The following is a 14,128-nucleotide window of genomic DNA, read 5'->3' as shown; positions in this document are numbered from 1 at the left end:
CTTGTCGATCCACGCTAGTGGTCTGTCCCATTAATTTTGAGGGTTAATAAAACGAACCGCATACTCCTACGGAGAAGCAAGCTACGCGCAGCGTCTCGTCAGAGAAGAGCGCAAAGTTAAGAAGTCAATAAGAGAAATTTAAAACTGATTTAAAACCTCGTTTCCAGCCTCCGGCTGGAAATGCAACTCAAAAGTGGCTCTGCCGCCAGTAAAGAGAGGCGGAGCCTCAAAGACAAGCATTCCCAGTCAGAGACTGGGAACGAGGGAATCTAAAAGCTAGTTCTAGACTTACTTTCCTGTTAAGTTGACACCAAAGCGCATTCCGTGCGCCTACACCTTGCGATATAACGTTGTACCCAATCTGAATGGGAACCGCTATATTTTTTGCCTAAGAGCCAAAGTTGGAATCATCAGTGTCTCTGGAAGTTTTAGATTCATCAAGATTTTCCTTGAGGTTACTGGCTCCCTCTTGAATGCCTTCTTTGAGGTTACTAGCTCCTTCTTGAATGCCTTCTTTGAGGTTACTGGCTCCCTCTTGAATACCTTCCTTGAGGTCGCTGACTCCCTTTTTAATGGCTTCCGTGGTGCTAGTACCACCCTTTTGGAGATTTTCTTGGTGATTTTGTAATCGAGCTACAACATTGTAATCATCTGCACCTGGGGGAGTTCTTGATTCAACAATGCCTTCTGTTGGGCCACCAATCTCCTTCCATCCAGCAAGACCACCTTTGAGTTGAGAGACATGCCCAAATCCATTAGAACGTAGTTGTTGTGCGGCTTCGGCAGTTTCTTGCTCATTAGCGCCGTAAACGTAAATATCACGGCTTTTATCCAAAGAAGATATTGCACGCTCTACCAATTCATCTATTGGCGTTGGTATCGCTCCCAGGATGTGGCCTTGGTTGTAGGTGGTGCGATCGCGCACATCCAATATTGTAAAAGCTGGTTCGCCCCATTCCAGCCGACTCTTCAGGGTATGAGCATCAGATTGTGCTGCTATTGGTTGCTGTGGGGGAATGATGCCGCCTACTAAATTGTTTGTCATAACTGTTCCTTGCTGACGATATTAATAGCAATTTAACGACTAGACATATTTAATTGCTCTTTCGCTGGTATGAATCTCCTCTAACCCTTTTCTCAGATATAGCAATCTGTGCAGAGTTACGAACAAAAAGATCCCCGACTTCTTGAAGATGCCTAATGGGTTAATAAAAATATTAGTTGGAAATGCAAAATATTCAGCTATTAGTATCGGAATTGCGTACCTTTTCAATATCTGCGATCGCTAATAATAATGTCTCCTCAATCTCCTCTCGCACTCTTGAAGTTACATCAACAGCACTATTAAGGCAATCTACCAACAATTTATTCACATCGTAATATTGCTGAAGTAATTCTTTTTGCTGCTCGTCGAATTGCCAATCGTAACCAATATTGCGATACTTAATCAGTATATCTCTTAATTGTTCACCCCAGACTTTCCCCTTAGCTTGCCACCATTCCCTAAACTTCTCTGGATTGCTATCTATAGATGGCAGTTGTTTTTTAAGTTTTTGCAACACTTGCTTCAATTTTGGATTAACAACCAGATCGACAGTTTCATCAAAGGCAATAGCAAAGGCATGAGCATGATCGAGGGCATCATTGAGGCTATGCTCAAAGGCAAAATCAAGTTCGTTAATACAGGCAATAGTACTAAATAGAAACTCATCAAGAGCAAGGTCAGGGTCAAAAGCGATGTTACCAACAAGGGCGTACTCAAGATCATAACCAGAAGGATAAACAAAGGCGCGATGTGAGCTTTGCTCAACGCAAACCAGGTAAAAAGCACGAACGGCTACTGCTTTGTATTGAGTAGATACGGAACTAGATTTTTGATGCAGCCAGGTTAGAAAATACTGTAATCTTTCGTCTTCAGCTACTAGCAAATCAATTTTTTGCTTCATAATCTGTAGAATCTCATCAGAATTTGGCAACATACCAACAGTTAATAAAAATACTTCCTGCCAGCGCTTTTCAGTTATATGATTAACCAGATTATTCCAAGTTTGGACTTGAGGAAATTCAACAAATTTTCTAGCTGTAAAATACTTTTGCAGGGTCAAATGAGAAAAAGAATAAATTTCTTGTGCCCTTTGCACCAATAAACCATTTTGTACTTCAATCTCTTGCAAAACTGCTTCTTGAACTAGCTGCAATTGAGTTGCTTCTGAATGAACTCCGGCGAAAGTATCCAGATATTCAGCAATAAGTTGCAGAATCTTTTCTTTTTCAAAAAAGTAATCTCCATGCTCAAAGGTTATAGCCGCAAGTTGATAAAGTAGCTTCTTTTTACTGACTAGAGTCAAATTATCACCAACGCGATCGCGTTTAATACCTCTAATTTCATCCCATCTGAACATCAAAATATTCAGTGCTTGTTCATATAACTTCGTTGGGTTTAAGGATAATCCATCTTTTACTTGGAACACTAGGCAAATCCAATGCAGCAGTATTGGAGTAACTGCTAATTCTCGGATATGCTGATTTTCTGGGAGATGCAGCTGATTAATAAATAAATTTCCTATGACTTCCCCATCTTCCCTGGAATTAAAAGCGACTGCAACAAACCAATTTTTGGCAAAAATTTCTACTTGCTCTTGGTCAAAGTCTGCCACTTCAACTTCAGTAAATCCCTGAAATCTGTATTTCTGGGCAGCAATACGACAACTAATAACAAACTGATTTCTATAAAAAGTCTGAGCAAATCTACGAATTTCTATTGTGAATTGATCTGCTTGTTCTACTGGCACTTCATCTAATCCATCTAGCAAAATCAGCAATTTTCCCTCAGTTAGCAGAATTTTGGTTGATTCTTGTTCAATACTGCAATTGATAAATTCTTGAATGATGTAGTTTAATAGATTCAATTGGCTGTCACTTTTAGTATCTTCAGCAAATTCTTTCATCCTAATAAAAATTACAATGCGGTTTGGCTGAAACTTGCCTTTGTTACACTCAATAGCTAAATATTGTAAAAATGTGGTTTTACCCGATCCTGGTTTACCCAGCACCATTAGTTTTGAGTGCCGCAATACCACTTCTAAGCCTGGTAATTTTCTCTGACCCTTGTATCCTGCAAGTTGATTAAAATTTGATTCAGATTTGAAGTCTTTCAACAGGTCAGAAATTTCTCGCCATTGCAGATTAGCGATCTTCTCTAAAACATTAATATCGGTGTAAATATCTATCAGTTGGACTGTTTGGGCAATATCTAACATTTGCAAGGTACTGCACTGGTCTTGAATTTTATCTTGGCGTTTTTGCCGCACTTCCCGCACCAGTGTATCAAGATCAGCACTTTTGAATTGTGTTTTAGGAGTTGTCTCAAATGCCACATCTTCAGGTAAGCCAGCAACCTTTTGCCAAGATAACCCTAGCTGTTGGCAAATTTGCACAAAACAAGAACGAGAAACCGACTCACCTGCAAAAAATTTTGAAACTGGTTGACGTGTAATGCCTAAAGCTGTTGCTAATTTATGCTGACTCCAAGTTTTGTCTGTTAAAGCTGTTTTTGCTGCCCTTATACCTTCTGGTGATGCTCTCAGTCCTTGGCTGGTCATAGTCTCAGGCTGAAATTTGTACTATAGTATATGCTTAAGAGGGTAGCTATATGTAAATACACTAGGGTAGATTTTCTTCAAGAGAACATACTTGCTAGCTAAATTCCAGTTAGGTAAATAGGAGTTGAAAATCTAGATTGACTGATCTAACTTTTCACGTTGTATGGAAAAGCCCACGAAAAACCTAGCCCCTTTTAGGAGAGAGATTTTCCAGATCCCTTGAAAATTCAGATTGGCTGATATAGCGGTTCCTACTCAGATGCGGTACGAATTATATCGCAAGTAGGGGCAATTCACGTAGACGCGAACGCGAGTGCGTCTCCATGAGTTGCAGCTGACCGCAGAGTATTACCCCTATGGGTGTACCTTACATGAACAAGAACCGCTATAAGTTAGTTTGTCAACCTTTGTAGAAACTTAACTTAATTATTCAGAAAATTATGTTGCTTTTTTAAAGTTGTAGTAATTACCGTCACTTTTGGATGTGTCTTGAGACTATTTGCGGTTACGGAGATAGTTTATGATTATACTTAAATCTAAGTGTCAAGCTTTACAGCTATACAAAATAAATTCAAGATTATACAAAAATCATACAACAGTCATACATTTTATCAGCATTACAATGGCTGAAGTTTTTATAAACTTCATGGAAAATTAATTGTACACAAATACTACAGTAGCGATCGCACTCAGCAGAGATGCGCGTGAATACACTCTCAACAAAAACACATAAAGCCAAACTGGCATAACAGCGAATTGCAGAATCCACAATAGGCAGCATTATGGTTATGATTACCGATACGACTCCCAAAATTCTGATTGTCGATGATGACTTCGGCGTGCGAAATCTCGTCTATCGTTTTTTAAGTCGGAAATATCAAATAGAGTCGGCAGCAGATGGTAAGACTGCTTTATCGTTGTTTGAGCAATTTAACCCAGCTTTAGTAATTCTGGATTGGAATTTGCCGGATGTTACTGGTTATAGCCTCTGCCAAGAGATGCAGAGTCGTACTAATGTTTTAGTGCTGATACTCACTAGTAGGACTGATGAGGCTGATAAAATTAAAATCTTAAGCGCGGGTGCTGATGACTTCATGACTAAACCATTTAGTCTTGCAGAAGTTGAAGTTAGAGTCGAAGCTCTTTTGAGGCGGATACGCTACATCAACCCTTCCCCAACACAACGGATCGTTTTCAAGCAGTTAGCAATTAATCCAGAGGGTCGAGAGGTAACACTTAATGATAAACCTCTGGCTTTAACAGCACTGGAATTTAATATTTTACATTTTTTAGCAAGTCATCCTAATCAAGCTTGGAGTCGCCCACAATTAATCCAAAAAATCTGGGGTTGCGACTACATAGGAGATGGACGGGTGGTTGATGTGCATATTGGTCAATTGCGTAAGAAAATGGAAGTCGATACCAGCGTACCAGAGTTTATTAAAACTGTGCGGGGCTATGGTTACAAGTTTGAAGCACCCGATGAGATTACTAATTCATAATACTCGCTTCCGGTGAGAAACAAGCTACGTAATTCGTAGTTAATGAGTATTTGCAGCATTGTCTATTAATGGAGATAAAAAAGCGTATTTAAAGTTATAAGTAGATAGAGAAAAATAACAATGACTAATCCAAAGTCTAGTCGCACAGTTTATCGGGGAAGAATATTTCCTGATATTCAATTGAGTTTCTGTGTTCGCTGACTGCATAACCTAACTACTCCTATAGAAGAAAACTCTAGATAACAAAGACGCGATAAATCGCCGTCTCTACAAAAGACTGATTCTTGTAAAGACGGCGATTTATCGCGTCTCTTGCCTTAACCGAACCGTATTGACCGCCAATCTTTGACTGACCAACTCAGCCGCTAAATGTATTGCTGCTTTCATACTCGTAGCATCAGCAATTCCCTTATCCGCAATATCAAAGGCTGTTCCATGATCTGGTGAAGTCCGAACGAAGGGAAGACCAATAGAAGTATTAACCGCTCGATCAAATGCCATCAGCTTCACAGGAATTAAGCCTTGGTCGTGGTAAAGTGCCAAATACCCATCAGCAGGATTTTGTACTAAAGAATTTCCATACCAAGCTTGCCCAGGTTTAACCCACATCGTATCTGGCGGGATTGGCCCATCTAACTGTAATTGTGGTCGGTTTTGCCGCTCTTGCTCTAACCAGGGAATTAACCAATCCTGTTCTTCATGCCCAAGTTGTCCCTGTTCGCCACTGTGGGGATTTAACCCGGCGATCGCAATTCTCCCATTTTCTATCCCAAAATCTTGTTCCAAACACTCCACCAACAAATCTAGTTTTTGTGTCAACAACTGCGGTGTCAAGACATCTGCTACTTGACGTAGGGGAATATGTGTGGTAGCTAGTATTGCGCGGAGTGTCCAACCAGTATGGGGCGATCGCGCTACGAATAACATCCCAAAACGGTCAACACCTGACTTTTGTGCCAAAAGTTCCGTTTGCCCTGGATAATTATATCCTGCGGCTTTCCAAGCAGATTTAGCGATGGGCCCTGTGACAATAGCATCAAATTTACCAGCCAATGTTTGAGCAATCGCATATTCCATATAGGCAAAACTGGCCGCACCACTGGCCGCATTACCGATTCCTGGGATAATTTCACCTTGAATCTTCTCATCCAACTGCACATCGCGGACTGACAAATCATCTGGATTTGCCAAAGGTGCTAAATTCTCAGTTAAATTCAGTTTGCCATAGCTCTGTGTCAAAACATCCCTGTTACCCACCACTGTAACGTCATATTTTTGACTAATTTCCTGATCTGCTAAAGCTTTCAAAATCACCTCCGGCCCAATACCCGCCGGATCTCCCAGCGTCAGCACCAAACGCGGACGATTTTCTTTGACAGAGTTTATTAAATTAGCTTGATACATAAATTTTCTTCACAATTATTATCATAAAGTTTTCCCCATTTCCCCATTTCCCCTTTTTCCAACAGTAGGGATTGCCCCCCAAGCCAGTAGGGATTACTTGCTAAACTAGTTTAAAATTGTTTACACAGGTCTAATCCTAGCAACTGTTGAAAAGCTTCTGGTAGACCTAGTTTACACACCACTTTGCATAAGGAGAATCACACCAATGGGCGGCGAAATTTTGAATGCAGCTCTATTATCTTTCAGTCTAATTTTCGTAGGTTGGGGCTTAGGCGCGTTGTTGCTGAAAATTCAAGGCGGAGAAGAATAATTAGTGCTGAGTTAAGAGTGATGAGTTAAGAGTTATTACTCCACTCCCCCATTCCCTACTCCCTTTTTCATCGAAATGAGAAAAAAGCTTGTCCGTTAACCGGACAGCTATTTTTTCATGAGTCTATCTAAATGAATAGATTTTCTGAGAAAAGATGTAAAGTTTTGTTTGCATAGGTTATTCTGATAACATTCTTTTCATAAAACATTAAAATTTATTACAACCCTCATGACATTATTAATCGTCGGTGCCACTGGCACCTTAGGAAGACAAGTGGCTCGTCGTGCTATCGATGAGGGATATAAAGTACGCTGCCTTGTCCGCAGCAGTAAAAAAGCAGCTTTTCTCAAAGAGTGGGGTGCAGAACTCGTACCCGGAAATTTACGTTACCCCGAAAGCCTAGCGGAAGCATTAGAAGGCGTAACTCAAGTTATAGATGCGTCAACATCTCGCCCTACAGATTCACTGAGTATCAAACAAGTGGACTGGGAAGGCAAAGTAGCATTGATTCAAGCTGCAAAAGCTGCGGGTGTAGAGCGTTTTGTCTTCTTTTCAATTTTAGATGCTGATAAATACCCAGAAGTGCCGCTTATGGAAATTAAGCGATGTACAGAAGTATTTCTGGCTGAGTCAGGCTTAAATTATACTATCTTGCGACTAGCTGGGTTTATGCAAGGGTTAATCGGTCAGTACGGGATTCCCATTTTAGAAGGACAGCCAGTTTGGGTAACAGGTAATTCTTCACCCATCGCCTATATGGATACTCAGGATATTGCTAAGTTTGCAATCCGAGCATTGAGTGTACCAGAAACGGAAAACCAAACTTTTCCTGTAGTCGGGACTCGTGCATGGAGTGCAGAAGAAATCATCAACCTGTGCGAACGCTTATCTGGAAAAGATGCCAGAGTAACGCGGATGCCAATAAACTTGCTGCGTGCTGTGCGGGGTATAATGCGATTCTTCCAGTGGGGATGGAATGTAGCAGACAGGCTAGCATTTACAGAAGTATTGGCTAGTGGGAAACAGTTAAATGCTGCAATGGATGAAGTTTACACAGTGTTTGGTTTAGATCAGCAACAAACCACAACCCTAGAAAGCTATCTACAAGAGTACTTCAGCCGAATCATGAAGAAGCTCAAAGAGGTAGACTACCAGAAAAATAAAAATAAAAAGCAGAAACCTAAAAAAACTCCTTTTAAACAGTCTTCAAAAGCCAATAGCCAATAATCATTACGAAACAGACATTTAGTCGTAAAATTCTAGACTCTAGATATTTGACTCTAGATTAATGACTACATGACCAAAAATGTGTAAGGATTACATAATACAAAGCATCGCCTAAACTTGGATATTTGAGTGTGCCGAAAGCAGGCATTATCTACAATGACGTTAAACCGATAGCGGGCCGTGTCGCTATCGAGTTGAAAGACAAGCTAACCGCAGCCGGTTGGAATGTATGTATCACATCGAGTATCGGTGGGATATTGGGCTACCCTAACCCGGAAAGTCCTGTATGCCACACCCCCATTGACGGTCTAACGCCCCCTGGTTTTGACTCAGATATGAAGTTTGCAGTGGTATTAGGGGGAGACGGCACTGTTTTAGCAGCGTCTCGTCAGGTAGCTCCCTGTGGTATTCCACTACTAACAGTGAATACCGGCCACATGGGATTTTTGACCGAAACTTTCCTGAATCAATTGCCCCAAGCACTAGAACAGGCGATCGCAGGTGAGTATGAAATTGAAGAACGAGCTATGCTCACCGTCAAAGTGTTTCGGGGAGACTCAGTACTGTGGGAAGCTCTCTGCTTAAATGAAATGGTGCTGCATCGGGAACCTTTGACCTCTATGTGCCATTTTGAAATTGCCATAGGACGCCATGCGCCAGTAGATATTGCTGCGGATGGTGTGATTGTTTCTACACCTACTGGTTCTACAGCTTACTCATTAAGTGCTGGTGGCCCAGTGGTGACTCCTGGTGTACCTGTTTTGCAGCTAGTACCTATTTGTCCCCATTCCCTAGCTTCTAGAGCATTGGTATTTCCAGATAGTGAATCGGTCAATATCTACCCAGTCAATATCCCTCGGCTAGTGATGGTGGTAGATGGCAATGGTGGGTGTTACATCCTACCAGAAGATCGGGTATATATGGAGCGATCGCAATATAGTGCCCGATTTATTCGCCTGCAACCGCCTGAGTTTTTCCGAATTTTGCGAGAAAAATTAGGTTGGGGCTTGCCACATATCGCCAAACCAACTTCGGTAGAGTTGCCGTAGGGATTGGGTGGGGATTGGGGACTGGGGACTGGGAAACAGGCTACAGGGTAAAGATTATTCTCTGTCACTTATCTATCTCTCCCTTAATTCCAATACCCAATCCCTAGTACCTAGTACAACACGGCGTAAATAAACCACCCATTTCAAATCAATGAAATGCTTACGCTGTATTCATTTTTAATTTTTAATTTTTAATTTTTAATTCCGCCTTGCGGTACTAGTATCCAATCCCCAATCCCCTAGTTATTAAGATTGCATCCAAGAATTCGATGGGTGATACCTGAACGTGCTAAAAGATTCTTAGCTGCGTTTCAAATCAGATTGTTCCATCACGAAAAACTCGTATTTGCACTTTATAACTGATGTAAAGATTTTCACTGGAATATCTTTACAATCCCAAATCCAATATCCCAAATTGTTATGACAGTTGCTCAAAGTCCCTCTGTTTTGGTGATTGAAACCGATGAGAGCCTTGCAAATCAGCTTGCTTGCGATTTGCAAGAAGCCGGCTATGAATCAATTGTGGCTCATGATGCAGCGAGTGGTTTACAACACTGTCGCGATCGCCAGCCTGCTTTAATTGTTTTAGACCGAATGCTAGCAGGAGAATCAGGACTCTCATTGTGCAAAAATCTCAGAAGCACTGGTATGCGATCGCCTGTATTGATTTTAATGGCAAGGGATACAGTTGACGATCGGGTAGCTTGTCTAGAAGCTGGAGCGGATGATTACATTCTCAAGCCTTACCGCTCAGAAGACTTTTTGAAGTTGATTCGCCTCTACTTAAAACCCGATGTGGATACCACCGAGCAATTACGCTTTGGGGATTTAATTTTAGACATAGCAACTCGTCGCGCCATACACAACGGACGACCAATTGACTTGACAATGAAGGAATTTGAACTATTAAAATTCTTAATGGAACATCCCCGTGAAGTGTTAACCCGCGAACAAATTTTAGAGAATGTTTGGGGTTACGACTTTCTGGGTGAGTCGAATGTAATTGAAGTGTACATCCGTTACTTGCGGCTAAAAATCGAAGATGAAGGTCAAAAGCGCCTTATTCAAACAGTGCGCGGCGTCGGGTACGTTTTAAGAGAATCCTAGTATACTGTAGCGGAAGTCTAGCTACTTCATTGCCTCCCAGCCAAGGGGTTTTTCTGCCTACAACACTGTAAAATTGAAGTCTAAATTACAAAATCAAAAAACTATATGACTCGTTGGCTAAGTTTGCTTTCGATGTTGCTGAGTCTTTTTCTGATGGGCTGTTCCGCCCCAACAACAGCTAAACCTCCCAGCCCCGCCTCTGCTTCTCAAACTCCAGCAGCAGCGAGTTTAGGTCAAACACTACCAATTACTGCTAAAGCCATTGTTCCTAATGGCACAACAATTAAATTAGAGGTAGCACAGACACCAGAACAGCAAGAGATGGGTTTGATGTATCGACCAGCTTTGCCAGATGACCGGGGAATGCTATTTCCCTTCCCTTCAGCACAACCAGTTAGTTTCTGGATGAAGAATACACCTATGCCATTGGATATAGTATTTCTACATAAGGGTGTAGTTAAATATATTCAGGCTGCTACACCTCCTTGTACAAGTGATCCTTGTCCTACTTACGGCCCCAGGACACTAGTCGATAAGGTGATTGAACTTCGCTCTGGAAGAGCTGCCGAATTGAAGTTAAAAGTAGGTGATACTATCAAATTTGAGTTTTGAGCCTCCGGTACTTTGCGGGTATAAAAATTTGAGTAATTACCCGGTTAAGAACCTATACGGTCGAAATATATGTTTTTTCTGTAAAAAATGTCACTTGATGTGGTAAAACAGTCACTTGTAACGCTACTATTTAAAAACTGTGGTAATAATGTAAAATTCTACTGTCTCCAACCTAAAATCGTAGTCTTAAGGTTGGGTTGCAAAAATATTCCCTTGGGCGTAAGTGCAAATAGTCGCCAATAAGAGAGTATAGGCTATGGAATCTTTGTTACTACCTGTGTAATTAAATAAAGCGCAAAAGTAAACAAGATGAAGCCAATTGAATTAAGTAAAAATACTGCTTGAGAATTTCTTAAACCCTCTATGAGAAGCCTATCTTAAAGGCAGATCAAAAAAAAGCTGTGCTGGGGTGTATGGCCGATGACGGCACAGTGACAGATGAAATACTGGCTACTGTCTACCGAGCAATGGTGAACTGATATATGACAATACATTCTGCACAAGGAGGTGAGATACAAATGTCACCATCAAAATATTCTCGACTGATTCATTTTTTGCAAGAAGATTTGGCAATTTCCACAGCATCACTAGCAGTGGCACTTCGGCACCGGGAGCAAGACCCAGGCCCTTTGGCAATGATTCTTTGGCAGTATGGGTTGATTACTTTAGACCAATTAGAACAAATTTATGATTGGCTGGAGACGGCATAGGTCATACCAATTTTGGATTTAGGTTGTACCTTTGCTGCGCTTTGAGCGTAACTTAGATTTTGGATTTTGGATTATAAGTTTCTACTAAATGTCTGTTACCGGAATCTTAAACAATACTATTTATACCAATTTGGTGTGATACTAAGTTGCCAAAGATTAGTCTTGTTTGGTGTTGAACACACTGTGCGAATTTCTTTATAAGAAATAAATACTATCTAGGGCAACTTGGTGTCATTGAGGATAATTGAGGTGTTGATATATAGCCTCTTGATTCTGGCGATTTCTACTCATTTATATACAAGTCAAAAGAGCGAGTTAAATTATTAACCCGCTCTTTTGATTTGTTCTTTGCAAATGACCAATGACTATTTTGTAAACACTCTAAGTGCTGCTGCTACACCAGAACCAGGGGTGAAGTCTTCATAGCCAAGTTCTGAGAGGGTAACTTCTAAGGATGCTATACAGCTAAGGATATCGCGATCGCTCACAAAACCCAAGTGACCAATACGGAAAATTTTATTACTCAAGTGGTCTTGACCACCAGCTAAGGCAATATCAAAGCGTTTTTTGATAAATGACCGAATCTTATCTGGTTCAATTCCCTGTGGTGCTACAGCTGTAATCGCCGGACTAGCATAACTATCTGCTGCAAACAAGGGTAAATTTAATCCTTGAATGGCGGCGCGGGTAGCATTTTTCAGCCGTTCATGACGAGCAAATATTGATTCCAAGCCTTCTTCTTTCATGATTCGCAGCGTGGTGTGTAACGCTACAATCAAGTTCACAGGGGGAGTAAATGGGGTTGTATTTTTGGCTGTGGCTTTGCGATATTTGCCTAAGTCCAAATAATATTTTGGTAGCTTTGCACTTTTGTAAGCTTCCCAAGCTTTGGGACTGACTGAAACAAAACCCAACCCTGGCGGAATCATATAACCTTTTTGGGAACCGGAAGCGACGATATCCAAACCCCAAGCATCCACAGGTAGGTTGAACGCACCCAAGCTAGTTACAGCATCAACGATAATTAAAGCTTCACCGTGTTCTTTAACGTGGCGGTTGATGGTTTCTAGGTCATTCAACACACCCGTTGAGGTTTCGCTGTGGGTAATGATTACGGCTTTTATTTGCTTTTGGGTATCTGCTTGGAGTTTTTCGGCAAATACTGCGGGGTCTAAGGGTTTTCCCCATTCCACCTTAACTTCTTCTACATTCAAACCGTAGGCTTGACCAACTTCTACCCAGCGTTCACCAAATTTACCATTAGAGCCAACTAAGATGCGATCGCCTGGAGAGAGAAAATTAATTATTCCGGCTTCTACAGCACCCGTACCACTGACATTCAGCGTCAGCACATCATTTTGAGTTTGGTGCAGCCACTTGAGGTTTTCTGTCACCTCTGCCAATATATTGCTAAATTCACTAGTACGGTGTCCAATTGGATGCTTGGCTAATGCCAGTAAGGCAGCTTCGGGCACTGGGGTAGGGCCTGGAATCATCAGCATCAGCTTATCATTCATGTGTCTATCCTAAAAGTCAAATAAAAGTCAAAATTGTGGGAAGTTGGTTAAGTCTGATGGCAAATTTTAGATATTTATCTACAAATTACACTCAGTTTCTCACCAGTCTTGTTGTATATTTTCCAAATTCATAGGAAAAGTATCGTGGGAGTTAACAATCGGCAAGCTTGACGTTTGCAATTTATACCAGACTCTAACTCCGATAAAACTTCTGTTCCAGGCAATTTTACCACACACCTAGACGCCAGATTAAGGTGTCTCCTCGTAGGGGCACTGCATTGCTTATTGGTGTCAACTTAACGTGAAAGCAAGTCTAGAACTAGCTTTTAGATTCCCTCGTTCCCAGTCTCCGACTGGGAATGCTCGTCTTTGAGGCTCCGCCTCTCGGCGGCAGAGCCGCTTTTGAGTTGCATTTCCAGCCTCCGGCTGGAAACGAGGTTTTAAAGGAGTTTCAGCTTAAGTTGACACCAATGGGCATTGCTTATGCCCTTACTGTATGTTGCATCCAAAAGAGAACTGCTATAGAAACACGCAAAATCTTTTTGAATATCGCGGAAATCGTCGGTGAGAAAGCTATGTTTTGCTTCCACGAAGGAAGTAACCGCCTACACTATGCGGAATACTTGGATGTCACCGTTTGCTAAGAGATAGAAGATACCCAACCCAAATTTTTCAATCTACTTGGGTCTGAAATTTTTTCCTTGCTTGCCATTCTCTAAAGAATACCTCCATATATAAGAGGAGGTGATGATTTATTTCAGTCAAAATGACTTCGATGCTAATATCCAAGACTTCTTTGGCTGATTTGATGGCGATTCATTTGCCGCCGAAGTTGAGATATTTATGCTACCAATTGCTGCACATTTTAATACAGCACTGAGCGGTAGGCGATGCCTGAGGTTGAGCTACGTCTACGCGAAGAAACTATAAGTTTTTATACTATACTTACAAAATTGCTACAATTATGCTTGGTCTTTTTAGTTACTATTCATGGTGAGTCGTTTTTAACTAGTGTTCAGTTTATAAACTGTCACTCACTAGATCCCCGGTATTCTTGCAAAAGAGATATTCTTAGTTAGTGCAAGGAG

Annotated in this window: 12 protein-coding genes and 1 pseudogene; 8 read left to right on the top strand and 5 right to left on the bottom strand. The window is 41.3% G+C overall.

Annotated elements, in window-relative coordinates:
- Window positions 1-598 precede the first annotated feature (598 nt).
- The 3 genes and pseudogenes from FD723_RS13120 to FD723_RS13110 all read right to left on the bottom strand — a co-directional run.
- Window positions 599-1,045, bottom strand: a pseudogene (locus FD723_RS13120) (rhodanese-like domain-containing protein); the annotation flags it as partial.
- A 193-nt stretch (window positions 1,046-1,238) separates the two neighbouring features.
- A complete protein-coding gene (locus FD723_RS13115) occupies window positions 1,239-3,602 on the bottom strand; it encodes an NACHT domain-containing NTPase (RefSeq protein WP_179065719.1) in 2,364 nt (787 codons plus the stop codon).
- A 577-nt stretch (window positions 3,603-4,179) separates the two neighbouring features.
- Window positions 4,180-4,383: a hypothetical protein gene (locus FD723_RS13110; protein ID WP_179065718.1), complete on the bottom strand. Its 204-nt coding sequence runs from the start codon at window positions 4,381-4,383 to the stop codon at window positions 4,180-4,182.
- A 1-nt stretch (window position 4,384) separates the two neighbouring features.
- On the opposite strand from FD723_RS13110, the gene FD723_RS13105 reads away from it, so the two are divergent.
- A complete protein-coding gene (locus tag FD723_RS13105; protein ID WP_179065717.1) occupies window positions 4,385-5,104 on the top strand; it encodes a response regulator transcription factor in 720 nt (239 codons plus the stop codon).
- 300 nt (window positions 5,105-5,404) lie between these two features.
- Here the strand turns inward: FD723_RS13105 and pdxA are convergent, their stop codons facing one another.
- Entirely contained in the window at window positions 5,405-6,508 is a 1,104-nt protein-coding gene (gene pdxA / locus FD723_RS13100; RefSeq protein WP_179065716.1) for a 4-hydroxythreonine-4-phosphate dehydrogenase PdxA, read from the bottom strand.
- A 205-nt stretch (window positions 6,509-6,713) separates the two neighbouring features.
- Here pdxA and FD723_RS13095 point away from each other — a divergent pair, with 205 nt between their 5' ends.
- The 6 genes from FD723_RS13095 (at window position 6,714) to FD723_RS13070 (ending at window position 11,523) form a co-directional block, all read left to right on the top strand.
- Window positions 6,714-6,818 carry a PetM family cytochrome b6-f complex subunit 7 gene (locus FD723_RS13095; RefSeq protein WP_179065715.1) on the top strand — a complete coding sequence of 35 codons (105 nt, stop codon included), beginning with the start codon at window positions 6,714-6,716 and terminating at the stop codon, window positions 6,816-6,818.
- A 228-nt stretch (window positions 6,819-7,046) separates the two neighbouring features.
- A complete protein-coding gene (locus FD723_RS13090; protein ID WP_179065714.1) occupies window positions 7,047-8,045 on the top strand; it encodes an SDR family oxidoreductase in 999 nt (332 codons plus the stop codon).
- Window positions 8,046-8,176: 131 nt separating this feature from the next.
- Entirely contained in the window at window positions 8,177-9,094 is a 918-nt protein-coding gene (locus FD723_RS13085; RefSeq protein WP_179065713.1) for an NAD(+) kinase, read from the top strand.
- Between the two features lie 420 nt (window positions 9,095-9,514).
- Window positions 9,515-10,201 carry a response regulator transcription factor NblR gene (gene nblR / locus FD723_RS13080; RefSeq protein ID WP_179065712.1) on the top strand — a complete coding sequence of 229 codons (687 nt, stop codon included), beginning with the start codon at window positions 9,515-9,517 and terminating at the stop codon, window positions 10,199-10,201.
- A 105-nt stretch (window positions 10,202-10,306) separates the two neighbouring features.
- Complete coding sequence (locus FD723_RS13075; RefSeq protein WP_179065711.1) at window positions 10,307-10,813, top strand: DUF192 domain-containing protein; 507 nt, start codon at window positions 10,307-10,309, stop codon at window positions 10,811-10,813.
- Between the two features lie 482 nt (window positions 10,814-11,295).
- Window positions 11,296-11,523: a DUF2949 domain-containing protein gene (locus FD723_RS13070; RefSeq protein WP_179065710.1), complete on the top strand. Its 228-nt coding sequence runs from the start codon at window positions 11,296-11,298 to the stop codon at window positions 11,521-11,523.
- A 365-nt stretch (window positions 11,524-11,888) separates the two neighbouring features.
- Here FD723_RS13070 and FD723_RS13065 read toward each other — a convergent pair whose 3' ends face one another.
- On the bottom strand, window positions 11,889-13,040 hold the full coding sequence (locus FD723_RS13065; RefSeq protein ID WP_179065709.1) for an alanine--glyoxylate aminotransferase family protein: 1,152 nt from the start codon (window positions 13,038-13,040) through the stop codon (window positions 11,889-11,891).
- Between the two features lie 359 nt (window positions 13,041-13,399).
- On the opposite strand from FD723_RS13065, the gene FD723_RS13060 reads away from it, so the two are divergent.
- Window positions 13,400-13,684 carry a hypothetical protein gene (locus FD723_RS13060; protein ID WP_179065708.1) on the top strand — a complete coding sequence of 95 codons (285 nt, stop codon included), beginning with the start codon at window positions 13,400-13,402 and terminating at the stop codon, window positions 13,682-13,684.
- Window positions 13,685-14,128: the final 444 nt, after the last annotated feature.

The organism is Nostoc sp. C052 (assembly GCF_013393905.1).
Lineage (GTDB): Bacteria > Cyanobacteriota > Cyanobacteriia > Cyanobacteriales > Nostocaceae > Nostoc.
This window is presented reverse-complemented; position numbering and strand designations above follow the sequence as displayed.

Coding starts and splice junctions, on each gene's coding strand:
- FD723_RS13115 (WP_179065719.1), bottom strand. CDS start 3,602: ATGACCAGCCAAGGACTGAGAGCATCACCAGAAGGTATAAGGGCAGCA.
- FD723_RS13110 (WP_179065718.1), bottom strand. CDS start 4,383: ATGCTGCCTATTGTGGATTCTGCAATTCGCTGTTATGCCAGTTTGGCT.
- FD723_RS13105 (WP_179065717.1), top strand. CDS start 4,385: ATGGTTATGATTACCGATACGACTCCCAAAATTCTGATTGTCGATGAT.
- pdxA (WP_179065716.1), bottom strand. CDS start 6,508: ATGTATCAAGCTAATTTAATAAACTCTGTCAAAGAAAATCGTCCGCGT.
- FD723_RS13095 (WP_179065715.1), top strand. CDS start 6,714: ATGGGCGGCGAAATTTTGAATGCAGCTCTATTATCTTTCAGTCTAATT.
- FD723_RS13090 (WP_179065714.1), top strand. CDS start 7,047: ATGACATTATTAATCGTCGGTGCCACTGGCACCTTAGGAAGACAAGTG.
- nblR (WP_179065712.1), top strand. CDS start 9,515: ATGACAGTTGCTCAAAGTCCCTCTGTTTTGGTGATTGAAACCGATGAG.
- FD723_RS13075 (WP_179065711.1), top strand. CDS start 10,307: ATGACTCGTTGGCTAAGTTTGCTTTCGATGTTGCTGAGTCTTTTTCTG.
- FD723_RS13070 (WP_179065710.1), top strand. CDS start 11,296: ATGACAATACATTCTGCACAAGGAGGTGAGATACAAATGTCACCATCA.
- FD723_RS13065 (WP_179065709.1), bottom strand. CDS start 13,040: ATGAATGATAAGCTGATGCTGATGATTCCAGGCCCTACCCCAGTGCCC.
- FD723_RS13060 (WP_179065708.1), top strand. CDS start 13,400: ATGCTCGTCTTTGAGGCTCCGCCTCTCGGCGGCAGAGCCGCTTTTGAG.